The sequence below is a fragment of the Gordonia abscondita genome, from assembly GCF_032711245.1.
In the GTDB taxonomy this organism is placed as follows: Bacteria; Actinomycetota; Actinomycetes; order Mycobacteriales; family Mycobacteriaceae; genus Gordonia.
In genome coordinates, this window is the sequence record NZ_CP128986.1 from 2,524,534 (window position 1) to 2,545,861 (window position 21,328).

Annotated in this window: 23 protein-coding genes; 11 read left to right on the forward strand and 12 right to left on the reverse strand. The window is 65.3% G+C overall.

Going from position 1 to position 21,328, the window contains the following annotated elements:
* The first annotated feature begins 90 nt into the window (after positions 1–90).
* The 3 genes from MP11Mi_RS11855 to MP11Mi_RS11865 are packed head-to-tail and all read left to right on the forward strand — an operon-like array spanning position 91 to position 2,760.
* Entirely contained in the window at positions 91–1,185 is a 1,095-nt protein-coding gene (locus MP11Mi_RS11855) for an N-acetylmuramoyl-L-alanine amidase (protein ID WP_420039120.1), read from the forward strand.
* Positions 1,186–1,238: 53 nt separating this feature from the next.
* On the forward strand, positions 1,239–2,207 hold the full coding sequence (locus MP11Mi_RS11860) for an SDR family oxidoreductase (protein WP_420039121.1): 969 nt from the start codon (positions 1,239–1,241) through the stop codon (positions 2,205–2,207).
* A 1-nt stretch (position 2,208) separates the two neighbouring features.
* Positions 2,209–2,760: a nucleosidase gene (locus MP11Mi_RS11865; protein ID WP_420039122.1), complete on the forward strand. Its 552-nt coding sequence runs from the start codon at positions 2,209–2,211 to the stop codon at positions 2,758–2,760.
* A 39-nt stretch (positions 2,761–2,799) separates the two neighbouring features.
* Here the strand turns inward: MP11Mi_RS11865 and MP11Mi_RS11870 are convergent, their stop codons facing one another.
* From MP11Mi_RS11870 to MP11Mi_RS11885, 4 genes are all read right to left on the reverse strand, one after another.
* A complete protein-coding gene (locus MP11Mi_RS11870; RefSeq protein WP_420039123.1) occupies positions 2,800–3,879 on the reverse strand; it encodes a DUF6542 domain-containing protein in 1,080 nt (359 codons plus the stop codon).
* A gap of 63 nt (positions 3,880–3,942) precedes the next feature.
* A complete protein-coding gene (locus MP11Mi_RS11875; RefSeq protein ID WP_420039124.1) occupies positions 3,943–5,001 on the reverse strand; it encodes a DNA recombination protein RmuC in 1,059 nt (352 codons plus the stop codon).
* 93 nt (positions 5,002–5,094) lie between these two features.
* Positions 5,095–5,631, reverse strand: a complete 537-nt coding sequence (locus MP11Mi_RS11880; protein WP_420039125.1) for a methylated-DNA--[protein]-cysteine S-methyltransferase — start codon at positions 5,629–5,631, stop codon at positions 5,095–5,097.
* Positions 5,628–7,133 (reverse strand): AlkA N-terminal domain-containing protein, encoded by a 1,506-nt coding sequence (locus MP11Mi_RS11885; protein WP_420039126.1) that lies wholly within the window; start codon positions 7,131–7,133, stop codon positions 5,628–5,630. Before MP11Mi_RS11885 ends, MP11Mi_RS11880 begins: the two co-directional genes overlap by 4 nt.
* Positions 7,134–7,233: 100 nt before the next feature.
* Between MP11Mi_RS11885 and MP11Mi_RS11890 the strand changes: the two genes are divergently transcribed.
* The gene (locus MP11Mi_RS11890; protein ID WP_420712784.1) at positions 7,234–8,457 is read left to right on the forward strand and encodes an AI-2E family transporter; all 1,224 of its coding nucleotides are present in this window, start codon (positions 7,234–7,236) and stop codon (positions 8,455–8,457) included.
* 11 nt (positions 8,458–8,468) lie between these two features.
* On the forward strand, positions 8,469–9,548 hold the full coding sequence (gene ychF / locus MP11Mi_RS11895) for a redox-regulated ATPase YchF (protein WP_420039127.1): 1,080 nt from the start codon (positions 8,469–8,471) through the stop codon (positions 9,546–9,548).
* A 15-nt stretch (positions 9,549–9,563) separates the two neighbouring features.
* On the opposite strand, the gene MP11Mi_RS11900 is transcribed toward ychF, so the two are convergent.
* Entirely contained in the window at positions 9,564–10,418 is an 855-nt protein-coding gene (locus tag MP11Mi_RS11900; protein WP_420039128.1) for an NAD(P)H-binding protein, read from the reverse strand.
* A gap of 160 nt (positions 10,419–10,578) precedes the next feature.
* Here MP11Mi_RS11900 and MP11Mi_RS11905 point away from each other — a divergent pair, with 160 nt between their 5' ends.
* Both MP11Mi_RS11905 and MP11Mi_RS11910 read left to right on the forward strand, forming a co-directional pair.
* On the forward strand, positions 10,579–11,172 hold the full coding sequence (locus tag MP11Mi_RS11905) for a TetR/AcrR family transcriptional regulator (protein ID WP_420039129.1): 594 nt from the start codon (positions 10,579–10,581) through the stop codon (positions 11,170–11,172).
* A 149-nt stretch (positions 11,173–11,321) separates the two neighbouring features.
* A complete protein-coding gene (locus tag MP11Mi_RS11910) occupies positions 11,322–12,959 on the forward strand; it encodes an alpha/beta fold hydrolase (protein ID WP_420039130.1) in 1,638 nt (545 codons plus the stop codon).
* A gap of 133 nt (positions 12,960–13,092) precedes the next feature.
* Here MP11Mi_RS11910 and MP11Mi_RS11915 read toward each other — a convergent pair whose 3' ends face one another.
* Positions 13,093–13,629, reverse strand: coding sequence for a TetR/AcrR family transcriptional regulator (locus tag MP11Mi_RS11915; RefSeq protein WP_420039131.1), 537 nt, complete (start codon positions 13,627–13,629; stop codon positions 13,093–13,095).
* Positions 13,630–13,701: 72 nt separating this feature from the next.
* On the opposite strand from MP11Mi_RS11915, the gene MP11Mi_RS11920 reads away from it, so the two are divergent.
* The gene (locus MP11Mi_RS11920; protein ID WP_420039132.1) at positions 13,702–14,754 is read left to right on the forward strand and encodes an aldo/keto reductase; all 1,053 of its coding nucleotides are present in this window, start codon (positions 13,702–13,704) and stop codon (positions 14,752–14,754) included.
* A 142-nt stretch (positions 14,755–14,896) separates the two neighbouring features.
* Here the strand turns inward: MP11Mi_RS11920 and MP11Mi_RS11925 are convergent, their stop codons facing one another.
* The 3 genes from MP11Mi_RS11925 to MP11Mi_RS11935 form a co-directional block, all read right to left on the reverse strand.
* The gene (locus MP11Mi_RS11925) at positions 14,897–15,103 is read right to left on the reverse strand and encodes a helix-turn-helix domain-containing protein (RefSeq protein WP_420039133.1); all 207 of its coding nucleotides are present in this window, start codon (positions 15,101–15,103) and stop codon (positions 14,897–14,899) included.
* Between the two features lie 6 nt (positions 15,104–15,109).
* The gene (locus MP11Mi_RS11930; RefSeq protein ID WP_420039134.1) at positions 15,110–15,589 is read right to left on the reverse strand and encodes a DUF2975 domain-containing protein; all 480 of its coding nucleotides are present in this window, start codon (positions 15,587–15,589) and stop codon (positions 15,110–15,112) included.
* Between the two features lie 148 nt (positions 15,590–15,737).
* Entirely contained in the window at positions 15,738–16,658 is a 921-nt protein-coding gene (locus MP11Mi_RS11935) for an NADP-dependent oxidoreductase (protein ID WP_420039135.1), read from the reverse strand.
* Positions 16,659–16,752: 94 nt separating this feature from the next.
* Between MP11Mi_RS11935 and MP11Mi_RS11940 the strand changes: the two genes are divergently transcribed.
* A complete protein-coding gene (locus MP11Mi_RS11940; RefSeq protein WP_420039136.1) occupies positions 16,753–17,271 on the forward strand; it encodes a MarR family winged helix-turn-helix transcriptional regulator in 519 nt (172 codons plus the stop codon).
* 143 nt (positions 17,272–17,414) lie between these two features.
* Here MP11Mi_RS11940 and MP11Mi_RS11945 read toward each other — a convergent pair whose 3' ends face one another.
* Positions 17,415–17,999 (reverse strand): CGNR zinc finger domain-containing protein, encoded by a 585-nt coding sequence (locus tag MP11Mi_RS11945; protein WP_420039137.1) that lies wholly within the window; start codon positions 17,997–17,999, stop codon positions 17,415–17,417.
* Positions 18,000–18,036: 37 nt separating this feature from the next.
* On the opposite strand from MP11Mi_RS11945, the gene MP11Mi_RS11950 reads away from it, so the two are divergent.
* Complete coding sequence (locus MP11Mi_RS11950; RefSeq protein ID WP_420039138.1) at positions 18,037–19,287, forward strand: CynX/NimT family MFS transporter; 1,251 nt, start codon at positions 18,037–18,039, stop codon at positions 19,285–19,287.
* Between the two features lie 58 nt (positions 19,288–19,345).
* Here MP11Mi_RS11950 and MP11Mi_RS11955 read toward each other — a convergent pair whose 3' ends face one another.
* A complete protein-coding gene (locus MP11Mi_RS11955; protein ID WP_420039139.1) occupies positions 19,346–19,711 on the reverse strand; it encodes a DUF2255 family protein in 366 nt (121 codons plus the stop codon).
* A 56-nt stretch (positions 19,712–19,767) separates the two neighbouring features.
* Entirely contained in the window at positions 19,768–20,364 is a 597-nt protein-coding gene (locus MP11Mi_RS11960; protein WP_420039140.1) for a TetR/AcrR family transcriptional regulator, read from the reverse strand.
* A gap of 53 nt (positions 20,365–20,417) precedes the next feature.
* Between MP11Mi_RS11960 and MP11Mi_RS11965 the strand changes: the two genes are divergently transcribed.
* On the forward strand, positions 20,418–21,311 hold the full coding sequence (locus MP11Mi_RS11965) for an NADP-dependent oxidoreductase (RefSeq protein WP_420039141.1): 894 nt from the start codon (positions 20,418–20,420) through the stop codon (positions 21,309–21,311).
* The last annotated feature ends 17 nt before the right edge of the window (positions 21,312–21,328 follow it).

Genomic DNA, 21,328 nt, shown 5'->3' on the forward strand with positions numbered 1-21,328 from the left:
CGTTCGACAGCGACCCTCGACTACTGGTTCACTGTTACGCAAGTGATCAATGTGACGATTGATATGTCGTTTGGAAGGGGAGCAGCGCCGATGAACGGTGTCCGTGTACGTCGTGGAGTTCTTGCAGGGGCATCGCTGGCAGCGACCGCAGCGCTCGGTCTGGGGATGGTCAACGCACCGTCCTCGGACGCCGCACCCTTGCCGGGGGCCGGGAAAGCGCTGGCCGGAAAGACGATCTTCCTCGATCCGGGCCACCAGGGATCGGCGGCCGGTCACGACCTCGGCAAGCAGGTGCCGGACGGTCGTGGCGGTAAGAAGGACTGCCAGACCACCGGAGCTACCGCGGTGACTGGCAAAGCCGAGCACACCGTCAACTGGGAGGTCTCTCAGCTGGTGAAGGCCGCGCTCGAGGGCAAAGGAGCGCGGGTGGTGTTGAGCCGCAAGGACGACACCGGATGGGGTGGTTGCGTCGACGAGCGCGCCGAGGCGGCGAGTCGGTCCGGTGCGGCCGTCGCGGTCAGCCTGCACGCCGACTCGACGAGCACAGCGGCCGACACCGGCAAGCGCGGCTTCCACCTGATCGTGCCGACTCTGCCACTGCCCGACAAGGCGGCGGACACCGCGCAGGCGGGCGAAGGCCGCAAGGCGTCCAACACGATGCGCGACGCGATGGTCAAGGCAGGTTTCGCGCCGGCGGGCTACGCCGGCGCGGTTGACGGGATCCAGACGCGATCGGACATCGCGGGCGTCAATCTCACCCGCGTACCGGCGGTGTTCCTCGAGATGGGCAACCTGTCGAACCCGACCGAAGCGAAGTCGCTCTCGTCCGCACAGGGAGCGGCGAAGTATGCGGTCGCGATCACCGACGGGATCACCTCGTACGTCGAAGGCAAGGCCGGGCCCGCGAACCCGACCGCGCCCGTTCCCGTACCCGGCGACGACAAGTCGGGGCAGGGTGTGAACCCACAAGATCAGGCCGCACCCGAATCCGGCGAGAGCGGCGACGGCGTCGACCTCGCGGGCCTCGCCGCGATCGGCCCGCTGTTCGACAAGATCGCAGGCGCTAAGAGCGCCCAGGAGGCGCAGCGAATCCTGATGAGTGAAGGGCAGGACGTGTCCGCCGACGTGCTCAAGTCGATGCTGTCGGTGGTCTACGCGGTCTTCGGTGGCAAACTGCCGGTCTGACCCCGCCAGTGGTGATCCGAAGCGCAGAGAACGCATCGGGTTAGGGTTGTGACATGGGCCTCGATCCGCTGCGTACGCTGACCACGATCCGTGACCTGTTCTGGGTCCCGACCCCGGTGCCGACTCTGCGTGGTCGCACGGTGCTGATCACCGGCGCTGCCAGCGGGATTGGCCGTGCCACGGCGGTTGCGGCCGCACGCGACGGCGCGCACCTGGTCCTGACCGACGTGCACGCTGACCCGTTGACCGCCGTCGTCGCCGACATCGACGCCGACGGCGGCTCGGTGGTTTACCACGCGGCGGGCGACGTATCGGACTACGAGTGGGTCGCATCGTTCGCGCGTGCCGTCGACGCGGAGGTCGGCGTGATGGACGTCGTGATGAACGTCGCCGGAATCTCGGCGTGGGGGACCGTCGAACACCTCAAGCACTCGCATTGGCGCAAGCTCGTCGACGTCAACCTGATGGGTCCGATTCACATCATTGAGAGCTTCGTCCCGCAGATGGTGCGCCGCGGCGCCGGCGGCCAGGTGGTCAACGTCTCGTCCGCTGCCGGGCTCCTCGCGTTGCCGTGGCACGCCGCCTACAGTGCCAGCAAGTTCGGCATCCGCGGGGTGTCCGAAGTGCTGCGCTACGACCTCCGACGTCACGGCATCGGAGTGTCGCTGGTATGTCCTGGCGGTGTAGCGACGCCACTCGTCGGGACCGTCGAGATCGTCGGTCTCGACCGCGACGACCCACGAGTCGCGAAGCAGGTCGACAGCTTCGGAAAGATCGCGGTGACGCCGGAGAAGGCCGCGAACGCCATCATCCGCGGGGTCGTCAAAAACAAGTTCATGGTCTACACGTCGTTCGACGTCCGGTTCGGGTACTGGTGGGCGCGCAAGTTCGCGTTCCCATACGAGGTCGCGATGCGGATCGCGAACAACCGGTTCGACCAGCTCTCCCGGATCGCCGGCCTCGGCGCCTCCGACGGCGCGCCCGAGAGTGCGCCGTCGACTCGGACAGGGCGGACCGACTGACGTGAGCACGACCCTCATCGTCTCCGCGACACACGCTGAGGCGGCGCACATCGGCGCGCGCACGGACGTCCTCGTCACGGGGATCGGCAAGGTCCGTGCCGCGATGGCAGTGACCCGGCGACTCGAACGCGGCGACTACACGCGGGTGATCAACATCGGCACCGCCGGAGCCCTGCACGACCACCATGCGGGCCTGTTCGTTCCGTCGGCGGTCATCGAGCACGACATCAGTGCCGCAGCCTTGACCGCCATCGGCTACGACACCGTCGACCGGTGGGAGTTCGACGACGGCGACGGCACCGTCCTTGCCACCGGCGATACGTTCGTCACCGATCCCGCACACCGTGCACAACTAGCCAAACGCGCCGATCTCGTGGACATGGAGGGGGCGGCCATCGCGCAGGTGTGTGCTCGTTACCGGCTACCGCTCACCCTGGTGAAGGTGGTCAGCGATCAGGCAGACGACTCGGCGATGGAGTGGCCGCAGGTCGTCGACGCAGCCGCACGCCAACTCGCCGACTGGGTGCAGACCGTGGGCAATCTCCCGACGTGAATTAAACGACGCCGGACGGCAGTCGTGCCGGTCGACGTATCAGTCGTCGAGTCCCGCGGTCAGGTCCTCGACCGCACCACGCTCACGGAGCTGTTGTCCAGCTGTCCGCCGGGGGCGCGCCGGGATCTTCTGCGGCTGAGCTCGCCGCCGGTCGGATCGCTTCGTCTGGCGTTCTGCGGGAGCCGCAGCATCTGCGGGGGTCGCCGCCGGTCGAGCGGGGGCGGGCTCTGCGGCGGTCGGTGACGGCGCTGACGGCCGTGCCGAACGACGTGGTGCGGGAGCCTCAGCCGGATTCGTCCGGCGTGGACGCCGGGTGGGTTCGCGCCGGGCTGCGGTGCTTTCGGATGCCGATGCGGGTTCGGCTGCGGGCTGCGGGCGAGGCCTGCGGGTAGGTGTCGACGACGTCTTCTTCGACGGCGCTCTGGTCTCGGCCCGATCGGCGGGGCTCTTCTTCGAAGGCGTCGCGGCGGCGCGCTTCGGGTCGCCGGTCGAGGACTTCGCGGTCGCGGACCTTGCAGTGGTGGACTTCTTCGCCGTCGCCCTGGCCTTCGGTGCCGTGGAGTTCGGACTCTTGGACTTCTCGCTCTTGGCCTTCTGGCCGCTGGACGTCTCGGGCTTGCGAGTGGGCTTGCGTGTCGCGGCCTTCGAGCCGAACCCACCGAATCCGCCGAACGGGCGTTTGGACGGTGGGCCGGTGAAGAATAGTCGTGCGAGTACCACGGCGAGGCTCAGCACGAACGCGATCAGCATCCACGGGAAGCTCGTGGCGATCGGCAGCGCGACCTTCAGGATAAGAGTCTTCTTGTCCGATGCTCCGTCGCCTGCCTCGAGGTACAGGGTGATGAGACCGATGACGAACGCGATCAGCGGTGGCTGAACCGCCGCGGTGAACAAGGCGCGGCGTCGCACCGCGAGCGCAGCCAGGACGCAACCGATGATGAAGATGATCTTGAAGGCGCGGCCGAGCTCGCCGGACGGCGCGGAATCGATGAACGCGCCGATGATCGTGACGACCGTCGCGAGAAGGACCGCACCCCACCAGGGCAGTCCGCGCACGGTCGGTACGACGGACTGCTGGTCGGCGGGCAGGACGGAGCCGCTCGGGGATCGGGAAAACACACTTAGACGGTACCGGTTACCGGGGCCTAGTCGGTCGATCCCCGTCCGCGAGTTCCCAGCGCATCACAGATTCGGTGATGCGGATCTCACTGTGGCGTCCACAGGTTTGGGTGATCTGTCCGTACTGTTCGTCCGACCGGTCGACACGGCGAGCGCTTCCATGTCGGCGAGCTTGCGTGCAGTGACGCCGAGTCGGGTGTCGATGGCTCCGACCGCCGAGTTGTAGCTCTCGACGGTGCGCCGCAATGCCGAGCCGACCTTCTCCAGGTGTCCCAGCACCTGGTCGATCCGTTGGTAGAGCTGTTGGCCGAGTAGTTGGATCTGTTCCGCGTCTTCGGCGATCGCGTGCTGACGCCACCCGAGCGCCACTGTGCGCAACAGAGCGATCAGTGTTCCGGGAGTGGCCAGGACGACGTCGCGAGCGAACGCGTAGTCGAGCAGGTCCGGATCGTGCGCCATCGCGGCGTCGAGCACGCCGTCCCCGGGCAGGAACAGGACGACGAACTCGGGAGTGCTCGCTTGCGCAGCCCAGTACGCCTTCGCCGACAAGGAGTTGATGTGCGCGCGGACGGCCTGCGCATGCCGGGCCATTTTGTCGCGGGCAGCTTCCGGGGTTAGGCCCGGCGACGTCGAATCGAGGTACGCCTGCAGCGGAGCCTTCGCGTCGACCACGATTGTCCTGCCTCCGGCCAGGTGCACCACCAAGTCGGGACGGACGACCCGGTCCGGCGTTCGGCCGTGGACCTGCGTCGCAAAGTCGCAGTGCCGGGACATGCCGGACAGTTCGACGACTCGCTCCAGTTGGATCTCGCCCCACCTGCCGCGGATCTGCGGCGCTTGCAGAGCGCCGGCCAGCTTCGCCGTCTGCTCGTGCAGTCGGTGCGAGGTCAGTTGCATGCCGCGCACCTGCTCGCTGAGACCGGCGAACGCGTGGACCCGATTGTGCTCGGATCGACGCAGTTCCTCCGACAGATGCCCCAGTGTGTCGCGTAGGGGTGCGACGAGAGTGTCGGGCGGCATCGTCGAGGGCTGATCGCGGATCGCCCGACTATGGCCGAACCAGCCGAGGAACACCCCGACGACGAGGCAGACGGGTCCGATGACGGCTGCGATCGTAGTCATGACGCCATCATGGACCGGCCCTCCGACAAATTCAGGCCCGACAAATTCAGGCCCGACGGTTCCAGGCTCGGTCCGTTCCCGAGAGGATCGCGGTCAGGCTGTTGCCGCGGCTTCCCGGTCGAGCAGGGAGCGCTTCACGTCGAGGCCGTACCGGAAGCCGCCGAGCGTTCCGTCCGTCCGGACCACGCGGTGGCATGGGACGAACAGTGCGGCTGCGTTCCGGGCGCAGCACGATGCGGCACCTCGGACAGCGGCAGCGTTGCCTGCGAGTTCGGCGAGCCGCGTGTAGGTGACCGGCCCCCCGGCAGGGATCTCCCGCAATGCTGCCCACGCGGCGGTCAGGAACGGGCCGGATGTCTGGCGTACCGGAATCTGCGACGGTGCGGCGAGGTCGCCCGCGTAGTACGCGTCGACCGCGGCGATGACGTCTTCGCCGTCGGCCTCGGTGATCTCGTCGGTCCGCAAGGCCGGTGCGATGAGGACTCGCAAGTAGTCGGGGTCGTCGGTCCATCCGGACGCGAATACGGTGCCGCTGTTGTCGAACACGGCGGTGAAGCGTCCGTCAGGAGTGTCGACACCCGCCCAACGCAATGTTCGGGTCGGGGCGATTGCGGCAGTCTGAGTGGTCATGGCTGGGTTCCTCTCGATAGTGGTGGGGCGACGGCGTCGTCGATCAGGTGAGCGACCCGGTGGCGCCACAAGTGCATCGATGCGTACGACCGCCACGGACGCCACGATCGAGTGTCGGACGGGCTCGCGCCGAGGTCGACGAGAGCGCGATCGATCACGAGATCGCGGCGGGTGAGGACGTCCGGGTCGCCGGTCACCCTGACCACGACCTGGTCTGCGGTCCAGTCTCCGATTCCCGACAGGCGCATCAGGTCCGCTCGTAGGTTGGACGCATCGACCCCCGAGTGCAGTTCCATTTGTTGTGCACAGGCCGCTGCGGCGGCGGTGATCGATCGGACTGACCGGGCGGGTCCGGTCAACACGGTCGGACCGTGTTCGGCGATGGCTGCGGCGGTCGGGAACAGCCGATTCGGGCGGCCCGCTTCGTCTGGCCATCCGGTGGGTTCACCTAGGTCGGCGACGAGTCGTGCGATGCGTGTGCGCGCCGCTTTCACGCTCACCTGCTGTCCCATCATCACGCGGATGAGGGTTTCGACGCCGTCGACGCTGCCTGGGATGCGAATGCCGGGGTGAGCGTCCACCAGCGGGCGAAGTCGGCGGTCGTGGCGCAGCGATTCGTCGACGGCGACGGGGTCGGCGTCGAGGTCGAGGAGGCGGCGGACACGGTTGACTCCCGTGCCGAGATCGCGCATGTCGAGATGCTCGAACGCCGCGGAGACGTGGTCCGAGCCGATCGTGATTCGCACCGATGCGGCTCGGTGCGGCAGACGCAGGGTGCGCTCGAACGTCGCCGAGTCCCAGCGCTCAAGCCCGTCGACGGCGTGTGCCGCCAGACCGTAACGAGTCCAGGCGATGTCGTAGGGCTGCCGGAACGGGAGGCGGAGCGTGATGCGGTCGCCTGTGCTCGCGTCGTCGGTCCGGTTGCCGGACGCGCGCAGGCTGCTCGGTGTCGCGTCATAGAGTTCCTTGATCGTGTCGTTGAACTGCCGGATGCTCGAGAAGCCCGCCGCGAACGCGACATCGCTGACCGGCAGGTCCGTTCCGGTTAGGAGCATGCGGGCCGACGTCGCGCGGTGCGTCCGCGCCAGAGCCAGCGTTCCGGCTCCGAGCTCGGCAGCCAGCACCCGGGTGATGTGGCGTTCGGTGTACCCGAGCGCCGCCGCGAGCCCGCCGACCCCGTCGCGGTCGACGACGCCGTCGGCGATCAGGCGCATTGCACGGGCAGTGAGGTCTGCCCGGGTGTTCCACAGCGGCGATCCGGGGGTTGCGTCGGGCAGGCATCGGCGGCACGCGCGGAAGCCGCGGGCAGCGGCCGCGGCGGCGGTCAGCTCGAAGCGGACGTTGCCCGGTTTGGGTGTTCGTGCGGGACACGATGGCCGACAATAGATTCCGGTCGTCAGTACCGTCGTCACGAACTGTCCGTCGAACCGCGTGTCGCGCGCGGCGAGCGCGCGGTAGCAGCCGTCGAAGTCGAGTGGAGCGGTAGCGAGCGTCGTGGTCACAACAGCAACGCTGTCATGCGATCAAGGCATCGTCTAGCGGAAATCAGACACCGCGGTGCGCCGCGCGGCATTTGTCGTATCCCTGTGTGACGATGAGGGCGTGAACGAGCCTAACGAGCCTGCTGGCCCCGTAGACGACGCCGAGTCTGTAGCGGTCGGCGCCGAGCCGGTGGACGACACCGAACCTGAGGCGCAAGTTCGGACGCACCCGACTCGCGGCCGAGTATTTCTGGCTGGTCTGCGGTCGACGTCGATCGTCTGTTTGCAGATGATCCTCGTCTTGGTGTTCTTGTACGTCTTGATGATCGTGCTCGCCAAGTTCTGGGTCATCCTGTTGCCGGTGGTGCTCGCGATCATCGTCTGCACGGTCCTGTGGCCGCCGGTCCGTTGGCTGCGTGCGCGACGGGTGCCCCCTGCAGCGGCCGTGATCCTCGTCGTGCTGTTGGCGCTCGGTGTAATTGGCGGCATCATCGGTCTCATCGTTCCGTCGATCGTCGATCAGGCGCCGGATCTGGCGAACCGGGCGGGGGACGGCATCCAGAAGGTTCAGGACTGGGCGCAGGGTCCGCCGTTGAACATCGGCGACGAGCAGATCAGTTCCTTCGTCGACGAGATCACCCACAAGTTGCAGACGAGCGCGACCACCATCGCATCGGGCGTCTTCAGCGGGGTCGGTGTCGCGACGTCGGTACTCGTCACGTTGTTCGCAACGGTCGTCTTGGTCTTCTTCTTCTTGAAAGACGGACCGCGGTTCATTCCGTGGCTCAACCGCACGATGGGCGTCGCACCGGAGCGTTCGCACCTCGGCGAAGTGCTGTTGCAAATGTGGAACACGTTGGGCGGCTTCATCAGGACACAGGCGATCGTGAGTTTCGTCGATGCGGCGTTGATCGGCGCTGGGCTGTTGATCTTGAACGTGCCGCTGGCCGGAGTGCTGATCGTGATCACCTTCTTGGGTGGCTTCATCCCGATCGTCGGTGCGTTCGTCGCGGGCGCGCTGGCTGTGCTGATCGCGCTGGTGTCGGGGAGCGTGACGAAGGCGTTGATCGTTCTCGGGATCATCCTCGTGGTTCAGCAGTTGGAAGGCAATGTGCTGCAGCCGTGGCTGCAGGCCAAATCGATGAACCTGCACGCGGTGATCGTTCTGCTCTCTGTCACGCTCGGCGGGACGCTGTTCGGGATCACGGGTGCATTCTTGGCGGTTCCCGCCGTGTCGTGTCTGGCCGTCGCGGTCCGGTACATTTTGCAACAGATAGGCACGGCCGCGGGGGAGCAGGTCGCCGAGGAGGACGCCGAGGCATTGACGGCTGCGCGCGACGGATAGACTCGACGCCTGTGAGTCTTACCCTCGGAATCGTCGGCCTGCCCAATGTCGGAAAGTCGACCCTGTTCAATGCGTTGACACGCAACGATGTACTGGCCGCCAACTACCCGTTTGCGACCATCGAGCCGAACGTTGGTGTCGTAGAACTGCCAGATGTGCGGCTCGCTCGGCTGTCGGAGATTTTCGGCAGTGAGCGGATCCTCCCGGCGACGGTCAGCTTCGTCGACATCGCGGGCATCGTGAAGGGTGCCTCCGAAGGCGAGGGGATGGGCAACCAGTTCCTCGCGAACATTCGTGAGGCTGACGCGATCTGCCAGGTGGTTCGTGTGTTCGCCGACGACGACGTCGTGCATGTCGACGGTCGCGTCGACCCGCGCGCCGACATCGAGGTGATCGAGACTGAGTTGATCCTCGCGGACATGCAGACGCTCGAGAAGGCATTGCCGCGTCTGGAGAAGGATGCGCGTAAAAACAAGGATCTCGCGGTGTTGCTCGATGCGGCGAAGAAGGCGCAGGAGATCCTCGATTCCGGTAGCACGTTGTTCTCGGCGAAGGACTCGTTCGACCTGTCGTCGGTCCGCGAGCTGCATCTGCTGACGGCGAAGCCGTTCCTATACGTGTTCAATGCCGACGAGAGCGTTCTCACTGACGCGGCGCGTAAGGACGAGTTGCGTGCGGCAGTCGCGCCCGCGGACGCGGTCTTCCTCGACGCGAAGGTGGAGAGCGAACTGCTCGAACTCGACGACGAAGACGCTATGGAGCTCCTCGAGTCGATTGGCCAGGATGAGGCTGGCCTGCACCAGCTTGCTCGCGCAGGTTTCCACACCCTGGGCCTGCAGACATATTTGACGGCGGGTCCGAAAGAGTCGCGTGCGTGGACGATCCGTCGAGGCGATACCGCCCCCAAGGCCGCTGGTGTAATTCACACGGACTTCGAAAAGGGCTTCATCAAGGCCGAGATCGTTTCCTTCGAGGATCTCGACGCGGCCGGTTCGATGAGCGACGCGAAGGCTGCGGGCAAGGTCCGCATGGAGGGCAAGGACTACGTCATGGTCGACGGCGATGTCGTCGAATTCAGATTCAATGTGTGACGGCTGGGCAACACTTCATCGAATGATGTGGTCCGCCAGCTGATCGGTGATGCTGCGGGGCCTGCGGCCGAGGAGGCGGGGGAGCGTCGGGTATGAGTCCGAGAAATGTCCACTCCTTGTCGCCTGGAACATCGACAAGGTGAAGCGCGCGACCGCCTCGGGTACACCGCTGGTCGTCGCATTCGCTACCCACTCCTCGTCGTCGACGACGACCCGATCGACCCGACCACCGGTGAGCTCAGAGACGGCGATGGCGAAGTCCGCGAGAGTGACGGGCTCGGGCAGCGTCAGATCGATCGGCCCTTCATGCGGCTCGTCAGCGGTGATGATCGTGGCAGCAGCCTCCGCGGCATCTTGCCGATCGACCCAGGAGAAGGGGCCGTCGGCGGGCATCGCGATCACGCCCGTCTCCTGCCAGTCACCGAGCAACTGGGCGGGGTCTCCGTAGAAGCCGTTGCGCAAGGACGTCCAGGCGACCCCGGATGCCGCGAGGTGCTGTTCGGTGGCGGCGTGGATAGCGAGTGGCGGATAGGGAGTATCGAAAGCCGTCCCGTGGGCGCTCGTGTACAAGATCCGCTGTGCCCCCGCGTCGACGGCAGCATCAATGGCCCGGTGGTGCTGGGCGACCACGTCAGTAGTGATGTCGCTGGAAGAGACCAGGAGTACCTGGTCAGCGTCGGCAAACGAACGACGCAGAGCCGTTGGGTCGTCGTAACTCCCTTGCCGTACGCGGACACCTTGATCGGCCAGGTGTGTCGCACGCGCGGGATCGCGGACGCTGACGCCGATCTCGCGTGGAGGTATCCGTTTGAGGAGGTGGTCGACGGTGGCCCCGTTGAGGGAGCCGGTAGCTCCGGTGACGATGATCATCGAAGGGTCCTTTCGAAGGAGATGGTGGTGGTCTGCTGCGAGGGCAGGCGAGCAACTTGAGGCAAAGTTGACCATGGTGGTCAAGTTACTGCCGGCTCCATCCTGCAGTAACTTGACTGTTAGGATCAAGTTATTCGTCGATTCGAAAGGGGCTCATAACGTGTCCAACGCGCCAGGTGCGTCCACGCTGCGCTCGGATGCTCGCCGAAACGTTGATCGGATCCGACATGCGGCGGTGCAGGTGTTCCGGGAACAGGGGTTCTCCGCACCGCTCGAAGAGGTCGCCGCGGCCGCCAATGTGAGCAAGGCGACCATCTTCAATCGACTCGGCGGAAGGGTTGGGCTGATCGATGCCGTCATCGACGACGTCGTCGCGGCGGAGTTGCGGGCTGTCATCGAGGATGCGCGGTCCGTCGTCGAGGTCCGAGAGCGAATCTGCTCCTACATCGGTGCACTACGGGACTTGCAGTATCGACTTCCGGCAGTCAATGATGTTCTGCTGCAGGAGTACCGCGACTCCGAGCCTCTGCTCGCCCTCTGCCGTGTCGGGTCGACTTTCCACGACAGCCTCGTCGCAGACGGGCGTGCTGCAGGCGTCCTGGTTTCCGGTCTCACCTCCAGTGACTTTCACGCCCTCGCCCGAGACAACGCCCTGGCTCTCAAGCACGGTGGCCGGCCGCCCCGCGCTGACTACGATCGCCGAACCGCATTCGTCATCGGCGGGATCTGCAGGTCGGCCCGTCAATTGGCCTGACCTCGCGGGGTTGACTGGCTGTCGCGGTTAATCAAGCGTGCCGATGCGACTCGGTCGGAGATCGCCGGCTGTGCGGCGTCGGTGCAAATCGCGCGACTCGCAGCAGTGGTAGTGGTAGTTCGGGGACCCTGACCTGGATTTGATTCGTCGTGGCCGATCAGATCTTGGAGGTTGGCACGGAAACGGTGCCCGCACCCATCTTCGGCGAGCATATTGACCGGGCGGGGGCGCGGGCAGATGCTTGCGATATGAAACTCCTCGAGTTCGAGAGTGTCTCCTTGGCGGTTGATGAGTTCGGCGACAAAAGTGCCCCGCCGGTCTTGCTCATCGCGGGAGCCACCCAGTCCATGGACTGGTGGACCCCTGACTTCTGTGAGCGACTGGCCGCGGAAGGCCTGTACGTTATCCGGTACGACCAACGCGATACCGGGGCTTCGACGGCGAGCCCGCCCGGCCGACCAGCTTACGAGGGCATTGACCTGGCAAATGATCCGATAAGGATCCTGGACGCTCTCGGCGTCGACGCGGCGCATCTCGTGGGTCTGTCGATGGGCGGCGGCATCGCACAGTACCTCGGTGTCACCGCGCCGCAGCGTGTTCGAACGCTCACACTCATCGAGTCGTCACCGATGGGAGGCGACCCTGGAGAGTTGCCGCCCCCGGACTCAAGCCTAACCGCGGCCGAGAACGAACTCCCGGTGGTGAACAATTGGAACGACGCGTCGACGGTCATCGATTACCGGGTCGAGGCTGAGCGCCCCTACCGGGGCTCTTTCGGCTTTGACGAAGACCGTATCCGTGCAATCGCCACCATCGAGTTTGGTCGCGCGAAAAGTATTGAATCCTCGTTGCTTAACCACTTTCTCGTTGCAGGCGAGACCCATGCTGACCCGTCGGCGGTCACGATGCCGACTCTTGTCATTCATAGTGACTCGGACCCGCTTTTTCCTCTACCTCACGGGCTGGCACTCGCCCGCATGATTCCACGCGCCACCTTGTTGCGTGTCAACGGTATGGGGCACGAGGCACCTCCCCCGAAAATGTGGGATGTCGTCATACCTGCGATTGTCGACCACGTAGGGAGATATCGCGAGAACGACACATCGGAGTCACCGGCGCCGCCGAAGGACGAGAACGCGACACGTGGCGTGCCCACCTGGCTGACGGAAACCCGGACCTCGTATGACGTCGATGCCTCCGGTTACGCAGAAGAGGTCCAAGGGTTGCTCGATGTCCATCCGCATCTACGAGCACACTTGGACGTGTTCGCCGAACTCGTCCAGCGGGACGGAGGTGGGCGGGTGGCCGACGTAGGTTGCGGCCCAGGATATGTCACGCGGTACCTGCACGACGCAGGGGTCGAGGCGTTCGGGATCGACCTCTCACCGGCGATGATCACCCTCGCTCAGCGTGTGTACCCAGATCTACACTTCGAGGTGGGGACAATGACGAGCCTCGACCTGGCTGCTCACTCCGTCGCCGGCATCGTCGCCTTCTGGTCCACGATCCACATTCCTGACCACACTATGGCCGGGGTGATGAAGGAGTTTCACCGTGTCCTGCTTCCCGGTGGCCACGTCCTCGTCGGATTCCATGTCGGGGACAGCATTAAGCACGCGACCAATGGTTATGCGGGCCAACCGATCAGTGTCGATACTCACCTTCGACAGATCAGCACGATGTCGGACTGGTTGCGTGAGGCAAACTTTCAGGTCGAGTCGGAGTCCGTTTTCAGGCCCGACGACAATGTTCCGGGGGCGATAGTGCTTGCCCGGAGACATAGGTGAGCGCATTTCGGAAAGCGTGTCCACGCAAACGAACCAGATATGCAGCTAATGGACCGCAGTGGTTCAAGAATCAACCGTGAAGTTGATCGAAACCGCATTACCCAGACCGCCCTTCTTCAGTTCAGATGGCGTGTCACGTGCTGGTGATCCTGATCAGCGCAGCGGTATAGGGTGCCGGATCGACATCGCCGCACACGGCGAGCTGTTGGCTGTAACCACGGCAGAGTGCGATGAATGAATCGGCGACCCCCTGTGCATCCGTTGGCGCTCGGTCGGGCATGAGGGCAGCGATTGCCGCACGCAACTCGTTGAGCTGGGATTGCACCAGAGCCGCGAGCGGGTCGGAGACCGCAGCTTCGGCGTAGATCTGTGCGACCAGTCGGGCGTGATTGTCCTCTCGGGCCAATGTGCGGATGTGTTGGAGGAAGCCGTCGATGGATTCGGGAGTCAATTCGTTGGGGAGTGACTCGGTGGACTGATCGCAGATGGCTGCGACGATCTCATCCTTGCTCTTGAAGTACCGGTAGATCGCCCCGGTCGACATCCCTGAGTCCTCGACGAGGTCGCTCATGGAGGTCCGCGCGAAGCCCCGGGTCGCGAACAAGGCGCGGGCGGCGTCAATGATCTGCTGGCGGCGCGCGTCGAGGTGCGCTTGGGTGACCTTAGGCATATAGAGTGACCGTTCGTTTTTCTGCTAGGGTCTTCAACGTACACCACGTCGTCGTGCTTAAGGAGACTTCTCATGCGCTACCAGGCTTTTGGACGACGCAGCGGGCTGCGAGTCTCGGAGTACGTGCTTGGCACCGCAAACTTCGGCGCGGCATCGGCTGGTCTGGAGGGATCCAGGGAGATTTTCGAGGCGTTCGTCGAGTCCGGGGGCACCACGTTCGACACCTCGAACGTCTACCAAAGTGGCGAGGCGGAGACCGTCTTGGGTGATCTCCTGGGCCGCGATCGCGACGACTTCGTAGTGATCACCAAATACGGCAGTACCCGGCAGGCCGACGTCCGGCCGGGCACCACCGGCAACAGCCGCAAGGTGATGATTCGTTCGCTGGAGGCGAGCCTGCGTCGGTTGAAGACTGACTACGTTGACGTCTTCATGCCGCACTTTCCTGACGGCCTGACGCCCATGCCAGAAATCCTGGCCGGGCTCGACGAATTAGTTCGGGCGGGCAAGATCCGCTACGGCGGACTGTCCAACTTTCCCGCGTGGCGGGTCGCCGGTGGCGCCGTCAGGTCGGAGTTGAACGGGCACGCGCCGCTGGTCGGCATCCAGACCGAGTACAGCCTGGCCGAGCGGTCCGCAGACAGAGAGCTCCTTCCGATGGCGCAGGCCCATGGCCTGGGTGTGGTTCTCTACTCCCCGTTGTCAGGCGGTCTGCTGACCGGAAAATACCGGCGCGGCGAGCAGGGACGGCTCAGCGTGCAGTCGACGGACGCCAAGACGGTTAGCGAAGGCACGGACCAGCGCACAGCCGTGCTCGACGCCGTCCTGTCCGTTGCTGACCAGATCGGGACGGGCCCGGTCCAGGTCGCACTCGCTTGGCTGCGTGAACGCGCGACCAGGACGCGCGCCTCGATGATCCCGATCGTCGGGCCGCGCACCCCGGCGCACCTACAGGGGTACCTGGACGGGCTGGGCATCGAGCTCGATGAGGCGCAGTACCGACTCTTGGACGAGATCAGCGCGGTCCGGCTTGGCGCTCCGCACGAGGATGTGGAGCAGGGGCTGGCCAACGGATTCGACGGCGCTCGCAACCTCGTCGACGCCCCTGCCATCCCCGTGATCTGACCTGCACACCAGGAGTGCTCGGGCGGGCCGTCGTACTTTCACGACAGCAGTGTGCCGAACCTAGTGGCCCGGCACTCCGAGCCTCGCCCGGCCGACGATAAGATGCTCGGCGCTGGAGGGCGAGGTCGCTGGCGCCCGCACTTCACACGTGGCGGTACTCCAGGATGTCGCCTGGCTGGCAGTCCAGCGCTTCGCAGATCGCTTCGAGCGTGGAGAATCGGACGGCCTTGGCTTTGCCGTTCTTCAAGACCGAGATGTTCGCCATGGTGATCCCAACTCGGTCTGAGAGTTCGGTGACGCTCATCTTCCGCTTGGCGAGCATCACGTCGATATTGATGACGATTGCCATTCCTGCCTATACCGTGAGGTCGTTCTCGGTCTTCAAGTCCACGCCATTCTGCAGAACCCGTTCGAACATGGCTGCGCTCGCCGCGACAACCGTGGAGATCAGGGCGATGAACATGCCGATGAATACCCCGCCGGCCCGATCGTCGCTGGTGAACCCAAAGAATAGATAGAGTTCGGATACTCCGACGAACCCGATGACGGCGATTGCGCAATACCGGATCATTCGCAGTTCATTGATCGCGGCAGGGGAGAACATCTCGTTGTGACCGGCGTGTCCGATGACCTTTGCCGCTCGATAGACCGCGACGAAGACCGGTATCGACGCAACATAGACGCACACCAGGAACGGGTCGTTGAAGTAGATCTGGGTGAGAGTCGCGTGCTCGTTGCGGCCCTCAAGGTATGGTTCCCACACCATGAGGGCAAGGGCGCCGGCCCCGAGCGCTACGACGACAACCTGGAGGAATGTCGTGAGACCCCTGTTCATGAAGCCAACCCTATTGTGAAGACATATCGAATGTCAATAAACAATTACTGTTTTGCGACAAAGCATTGTGTGGTGAGCGGCCGTACGGCGGCCGACGAGCTCAGACGGCGGCGGCAATGCTGAGTGAGTGTTACGTGTTCGGGCAGCATCAGATCGATCGGTCCGTCGAGCGGACGTGCACGATGATTTTGCCGGACTCCTTCTCGGCCAGGTTGTGCGCCTCGGCGATCGCTTCCAAGGGCAGCGCGCGGTCCGCCCGGGGAGTGTAGAGGCCGCGTTCGCCGAGTTTCGCGCCGCGTTCCACGAGCGCGGACTCGTTTCGCGCGTCGACCTTCTTCGCGCCGAGGTCAGCGGCTCCCTCGGTGTCAATCACCGTGACGACGCTCGTGGGGTCCCCGACGATCTGCACGAGTTCGGGCAACGAGGCCGACGGGGCCGCGTGGAGAGCGGCGTCGATCCCCTTGGGGGCGAGTTCGAGCACGCGACTGGAAAGGCCCGGCCCGTAGGTCGAGGCAGTGATTCCGAGTCCGGCGAGGTAGTTCTGATTGCGTTCGCTGCCAGTTCCGATCACGGTGGCTCCGGCCGCACGGGCCATCGCCGCAGCCGCCGTTCCGACCGCGCCCGACGCGCCATCGATTAGAAGAGTCTTGCCTGCGAGGTCGCCGAGTTCCTCGATCGCGGCCGCTGCGGTGACCGAAGCGAGTCCGGCGGCGGCAGCCTGTTCGGTCGACCACCTGGCGGGCGCCTGACTCCATGCGGTGAGGACGGCGTATTCGCCTGCCGTATCGCTGATCCCGCCCAGGCCGAACACGCGGTCTCCGATGTGTGTGCCAGCGACGCCGTCGCCGACCTCGTCGACGATGCCGACAGCGTCTCGTCCGGTAATGGCCGGAAGATCGAGGGGAATCACGTCCTGGATGTCGCCCGAACGAACGATGTAGTCGATCGGGTTGACGCTGACTGCTTGTACGGCGATGCGGACCGAGCCCGGTATCGCGTGCGGTTCGGGAGCATCTTCGACTACGAGGACGTCGGGTCCTCCGTAAGTGTGGAAACGCGCTGCTTTCATGGGGCTCCTTGGTCGACACGCACAAGAAATACTTGCTGTGGAAACAAACTCTACAGGAATTGTTTCCGCAGAAAGTATCGATACACTGGCGCCTATGACGCGGGCGACACGACTTACCCCTCAGCAGGACCGCACATGGAGTCTGCTCGTCGGCGTGATGATGTGGCTTCCCGCCGAATTGGACGGATATCTGGAGCGCACCGTCGGATTGAGTCATTCGGAGTACCTGGCACTTCGGTGGCTTTCGCACTATGAGGCCCGGGAGATTCACATGGGCCGACTCGCTGCCACTGCCAGCGTCACGCCCTCCCACCTCTCACGCATCGTCGCGCGATTGGAGAAGTCGGGTCTCCTGGTTCGGGACGCGGACCCGACCGACGCGCGCCGTACGCTCGCTTGCCTAACGAGCGCGGGCGCTCGCATGGTGGATGAGGTCGAGCCCGCGTACGTCGCCGAAGTACGGAGATGTGTCTTCGACCGCTTGGAGCAACAGGGGGTCGAGCAACTCGAAGACCTCGCCGAGGCGATCCTCACGCCCCTCCGTGGCGACTGTGTGGCGAGCCTTCCGCCACGTGCCGCACAGGGGACGGACGTACAGCCGATCACCCAATAACGTCGATCGCGGACTCATCGTGGACTCATCGTGGACAGGTTCACCAGGCGATAGGTCCGTCGACGTCGGTGAAGCTCCCGGTGGGGCCGTCGGAGTCGATGACGGGGTACGTCGGATTCGTCACATCAACTCCAGTTAGGGCATTACAGTTCCGGGCTAAACGGTGCTTCCGCGCCCGCCGCCCGCCGCGCGCGGTAACGGCGGACTCGCTCGCGGTTCGCGCAGCCAAGACCCGGGCAAAAGCGGGTCGAGCCGTTTTTGGTCCGATCGGCGAGTAACCGGTGGCAGTCGTCGGCCGCGCAGATCCGTAACCGACCGCGGTTCTCGTCGAGTAGCAGGCCCATCAGTCCGACGGCGGATTCGGCGGCGATGTGCCGCCATGGCCAGTCGCCGGGGATGTGGTGGTCGATGTGCCAGTCGTGGCCGTCGTGGCAGGTCACTCTCGGTGTAGCGCCGGCGTCTGCGGCTATGTCGTTGAGGAGCGCGGCGGCCTGTTCGCGGTTGGTGGTTGCTGCGATTGCCAGCCGCGACCGGACCGAGCGCAGCGCCTGGACATCATGTCCGGTGGCGAAGCGCGATGTTCGGGCGCCCTGGGCCGCCAGCAGCGCGTCGACGTCCGCGGGCTCGGTGAGCAACTCCGCCCGGCCGAATTCCGGGGCTGAGTTGATGAGTTGGACCGCGAGGTCCACCGTCCACCATCGGTAATGGTCTAATGGATGATCGTCCATGTCGACTAACCTACCGCGGAAAAGTAGCGTCGGCGACATGACCGAACAGCTGGAGCAGAACGAGGGCGATGTCGCGGACGCGAGACGGCGATGGATCGCGCCTATGTGGGTTGCGGCAATCGCGGTGGCGTGCGTCGGGCTCAACTTGCGGCCGGGCATCACCGCCGTCGCCCCCGTCCTCGATCAGGCCCGGGCCCAGCTGGGGGTGTCTTCGACAGTCGCCGGTCTGATCACCACCACCCCGCTGCTGTGCTTCGTCCTGCTCTCCAGCCGGGTGCCCAAGGCGGCGCGACGATGGGGTCTCGAACGCACCGTGATGGCGGCGATGGGAGTCCTCGCACTCGGCTTCGCGGTCCGAATGCTTCCCGGCATCGTGGCCCTGTTTGTCGGGATGGTGCTGATCGGTGTAGGGATCGTCGGCGGAAACATCCTGCTGCCCACCGTGATCAAACGCGACTACCCGCACCAATCCGGCGGTCTGCTGGCGATCTACACCGCCTCGCTATTCGTCGGCCCCGCGCTCGCGGCCGGACTGACGATGCCGATCCAACATGCCTTCGATCTCGACTGGCGCGCGGCGATCTCCACCTGGGGCCTGCTCGTCGTCGTAGGCGCTGTCTCGTGGCTGCCGATGCTGCGCAGCCGGGCCGCCGCTCCCGACGTCGCCACGCCGACGCCGCCGGAGCGCGTCACGGCGGCGGTGCCCGGACTGTGGCGGATGCCACTGGCCTGGGCGGTGACCCTGTACTTCGCCGCCAACTCACTCGTGTTCTACACCGTCAGCGCCTGGCTGCCGGATATTCTCGTCGCCGGAGGCGTTTCCAAATCGGTTGCCAGCCTGGCACTTTCATTGACGAGCATGGTCGCACTCGTGCCCGCGCTACTCGTCGCGGTGTTGGCCCCGCGCGGGCGCCACCAACTGTGGGTGACCGTCCCCGGGGCTACCGTGACCGGTGTCGGTCTGCTCGGGATGATGATCGCGCCCGGTACCGTGACCCTCTTGTGGGTGGCGATCCTTGGTGTCGGGATCGGTGTGACCTCGGGTATCGCCTTCTCGCTTCCAGTGCTGCGCGCCCGCGCCCACGGGAGCACCGCCGAACTGAACGGGATGGCGCAGACCGTCGGCTACGCGATGTCGGCGTCGGGTCCGGTCCTGGCGGGATTCCTGCACGACCTCACGGGCGGTTGGACGGCACTGCTGGCCGTGCTCGTCGGGGTGGCCGCGATACAGGCGATCTGCGGGCGTCGTGCCGGTGCCGACGCGTATGTGGACGCGATGGCGCGGTGACGCCGCCGCACTGTCGCAACGGTGTTCCCAAGGCTTGCGCAATTTCCGCGCGGCGCGCCTACTTCACCTCGATCCGCAGCGTCGTGCCGCGCGCCGGCTGACGGTTGAGCGCCTGGGTAGGCGATCCATCACCGTACTTGCGGCGGTACGCCGAATCGATGGCGTCGTCGTGTGACGGGTCGTCTACGTACACGACGTCACACTGATGTCCGTTCCACTGGACCGCGCCGGCCATCTGGCGTCGCACGCCGACGTACCAGGCGGCATCGGGGCCGTTGACCGATCGCGCGTACAGGCCGCCGTCGACGACGACGTGCCAGATGATGCGGAAGCTGCGTAAGGTTCCATCCTTGCGCCTCCCCGCGACGCGAATCTCTTGGGAGCTGTCGAGGCTGTCGAGTTCTTCGGATGTCCAGGCTGCCATGGTGAAAGTGCTCGTCCGCCCGTGAGGCACTCGGCCACGGTGGGATTCGCCGTTGGTTACTCGCCCGGTGCGGGTTGGGCAGCGGACCACGCGGCCTCGATCATGCGGAAGGCCTCGTCGAGCGTGGCCTGCGGGTCCGCGGACTGCCGTGCCAGTGTGAAGGCGGCCATGGCGAAGCGGGCGATCGTGTCGGAAGCGACCTCGGATGCCGCCAGATCCGGCGCTGTGTGGATCTCGGCAGCGAGGGCGCGCGCATATCGCAATTCGAGGACCTGCGCATAGGCCGAGAGTTCGGGCTGCTGTTCGATCATCCGCCAGATTCCTGTCGCGTCCCCTGTCGTGCAGTGCTGCACGAGGCCCCCGATCTCCTCGCGCAGTGCACAGACGACGCAAGCTCGCTGAGTACGTTCGCTGACCGCAGCGATGAGGCGCGCTTGGAAGCCTGCGGCCTGTTCGAATACCAGAGCTTCTTTGGATGGGAAGTGCGCGAAGAGGGTCGTGACGGCGACATCGGCTTCCGCGGCGATCTCTCGGATTCCCACGGACTCGTATCCGCGTTCGCGGAACATGCGTAGGGCGGCATCGGCGATCGCACGTCGCGTCGCTGCCTTCTTGCGCTCACGGCGACCGGCGGGTTGGGAATCGTGACTCACGCCAAAATCATAACTGATATGAAACCCTAACCGTTAGTGTTAATGTCACGGGTATGAAGAAGGTCATCTACACACGCTTCGGTGGTCCGGACGTACTCCATCTCGTCGACAGCGAAGTGCCGCGGCCCGGACGTGGGCAGGTGCGGATCGCGGTCCGCGCGGCTGCGGTCAACGCCTTCGACTGGCGGGTTCGTGAAGGTCAAAAACTCGGTGCTCATCCGGTGCGGCTACCGGCCGGCCTCGGGTTGGATGCGTCGGGGGTTGTCGAAGCGGTAGGCGAGGGGGTCGCAGACGTCGGGGTTGGCGACGCTGTCTTCGGCGAGGGGATCGAGACCTACGCAGAATCAGCGCTGATGACGCAATGGCATCCGATGCCAACTGAGCTGACCTTTACCGAAGCTGCCGGCTATCCGTCCGTGGTGGAGACCGCGCTGCGAGTCCTCGACGAGGTCGGGGTCCGCTCGGGTCAGACCCTTCTGGTCAGCGGTGCCGCCGGGGGTGTCGGTTCCGCGGTCGTCCAGATCGCCCGATCCCGCGATATCGCGGTGATCGGCACTGCCGGACCGAACAACCAGGACTACCTGCGCGGCCTCGGCGTGCTGCCGACGACTTACGACCACGGCTGGGTCGAGCGCGTGCGCCGTCTCGGTCACGTCGACGCGGCCCTGGACCTCGCGGGAGCAGGGATCATCCCGCAGCTCGTGGAACTCGTCGGCACCCCGGACCGAGTGCTCACGACGGCAGACCTGGATGCCCCGGAGCTCGGCGTCCGCTTCTCCGGAGCGGCGGGCGACGTACGGTCGGCTCTCGTTGAGGCCGCTCGCCTCATCGCGGAAGGAGCGTTGCGGATCCCGGTGGCCGAGACCTATCCGCTGGCTGACGCCTCAGTGGCCCATGCCGACAGTCAAGCCGGACACACCCGAGGGCGGCGCATCATTGTGATGTGACCGCGCAACTGTCGGCC

Coding starts and splice junctions, on each gene's coding strand:
- MP11Mi_RS11855 (WP_420039120.1), top strand. CDS start 91: ATGAACGGTGTCCGTGTACGTCGTGGAGTTCTTGCAGGGGCATCGCTG.
- MP11Mi_RS11860 (WP_420039121.1), top strand. CDS start 1,239: ATGGGCCTCGATCCGCTGCGTACGCTGACCACGATCCGTGACCTGTTC.
- MP11Mi_RS11875 (WP_420039124.1), bottom strand. CDS start 5,001: ATGACTACGATCGCAGCCGTCATCGGACCCGTCTGCCTCGTCGTCGGG.
- MP11Mi_RS11880 (WP_420039125.1), bottom strand. CDS start 5,631: ATGACCACTCAGACTGCCGCAATCGCCCCGACCCGAACATTGCGTTGG.
- MP11Mi_RS11900 (WP_420039128.1), bottom strand. CDS start 10,418: ATGATCATCGTCACCGGAGCTACCGGCTCCCTCAACGGGGCCACCGTC.
- MP11Mi_RS11915 (WP_420039131.1), bottom strand. CDS start 13,629: ATGCCTAAGGTCACCCAAGCGCACCTCGACGCGCGCCGCCAGCAGATC.
- MP11Mi_RS11920 (WP_420039132.1), top strand. CDS start 13,702: ATGCGCTACCAGGCTTTTGGACGACGCAGCGGGCTGCGAGTCTCGGAG.
- MP11Mi_RS11925 (WP_420039133.1), bottom strand. CDS start 15,103: ATGGCAATCGTCATCAATATCGACGTGATGCTCGCCAAGCGGAAGATG.
- MP11Mi_RS11930 (WP_420039134.1), bottom strand. CDS start 15,589: ATGAACAGGGGTCTCACGACATTCCTCCAGGTTGTCGTCGTAGCGCTC.
- MP11Mi_RS11935 (WP_420039135.1), bottom strand. CDS start 16,658: ATGAAAGCAGCGCGTTTCCACACTTACGGAGGACCCGACGTCCTCGTA.
- MP11Mi_RS11940 (WP_420039136.1), top strand. CDS start 16,753: ATGACGCGGGCGACACGACTTACCCCTCAGCAGGACCGCACATGGAGT.
- MP11Mi_RS11945 (WP_420039137.1), bottom strand. CDS start 17,999: ATGGACGATCATCCATTAGACCATTACCGATGGTGGACGGTGGACCTC.
- MP11Mi_RS11950 (WP_420039138.1), top strand. CDS start 18,037: ATGACCGAACAGCTGGAGCAGAACGAGGGCGATGTCGCGGACGCGAGA.
- MP11Mi_RS11955 (WP_420039139.1), bottom strand. CDS start 19,711: ATGGCAGCCTGGACATCCGAAGAACTCGACAGCCTCGACAGCTCCCAA.
- MP11Mi_RS11965 (WP_420039141.1), top strand. CDS start 20,418: ATGAAGAAGGTCATCTACACACGCTTCGGTGGTCCGGACGTACTCCAT.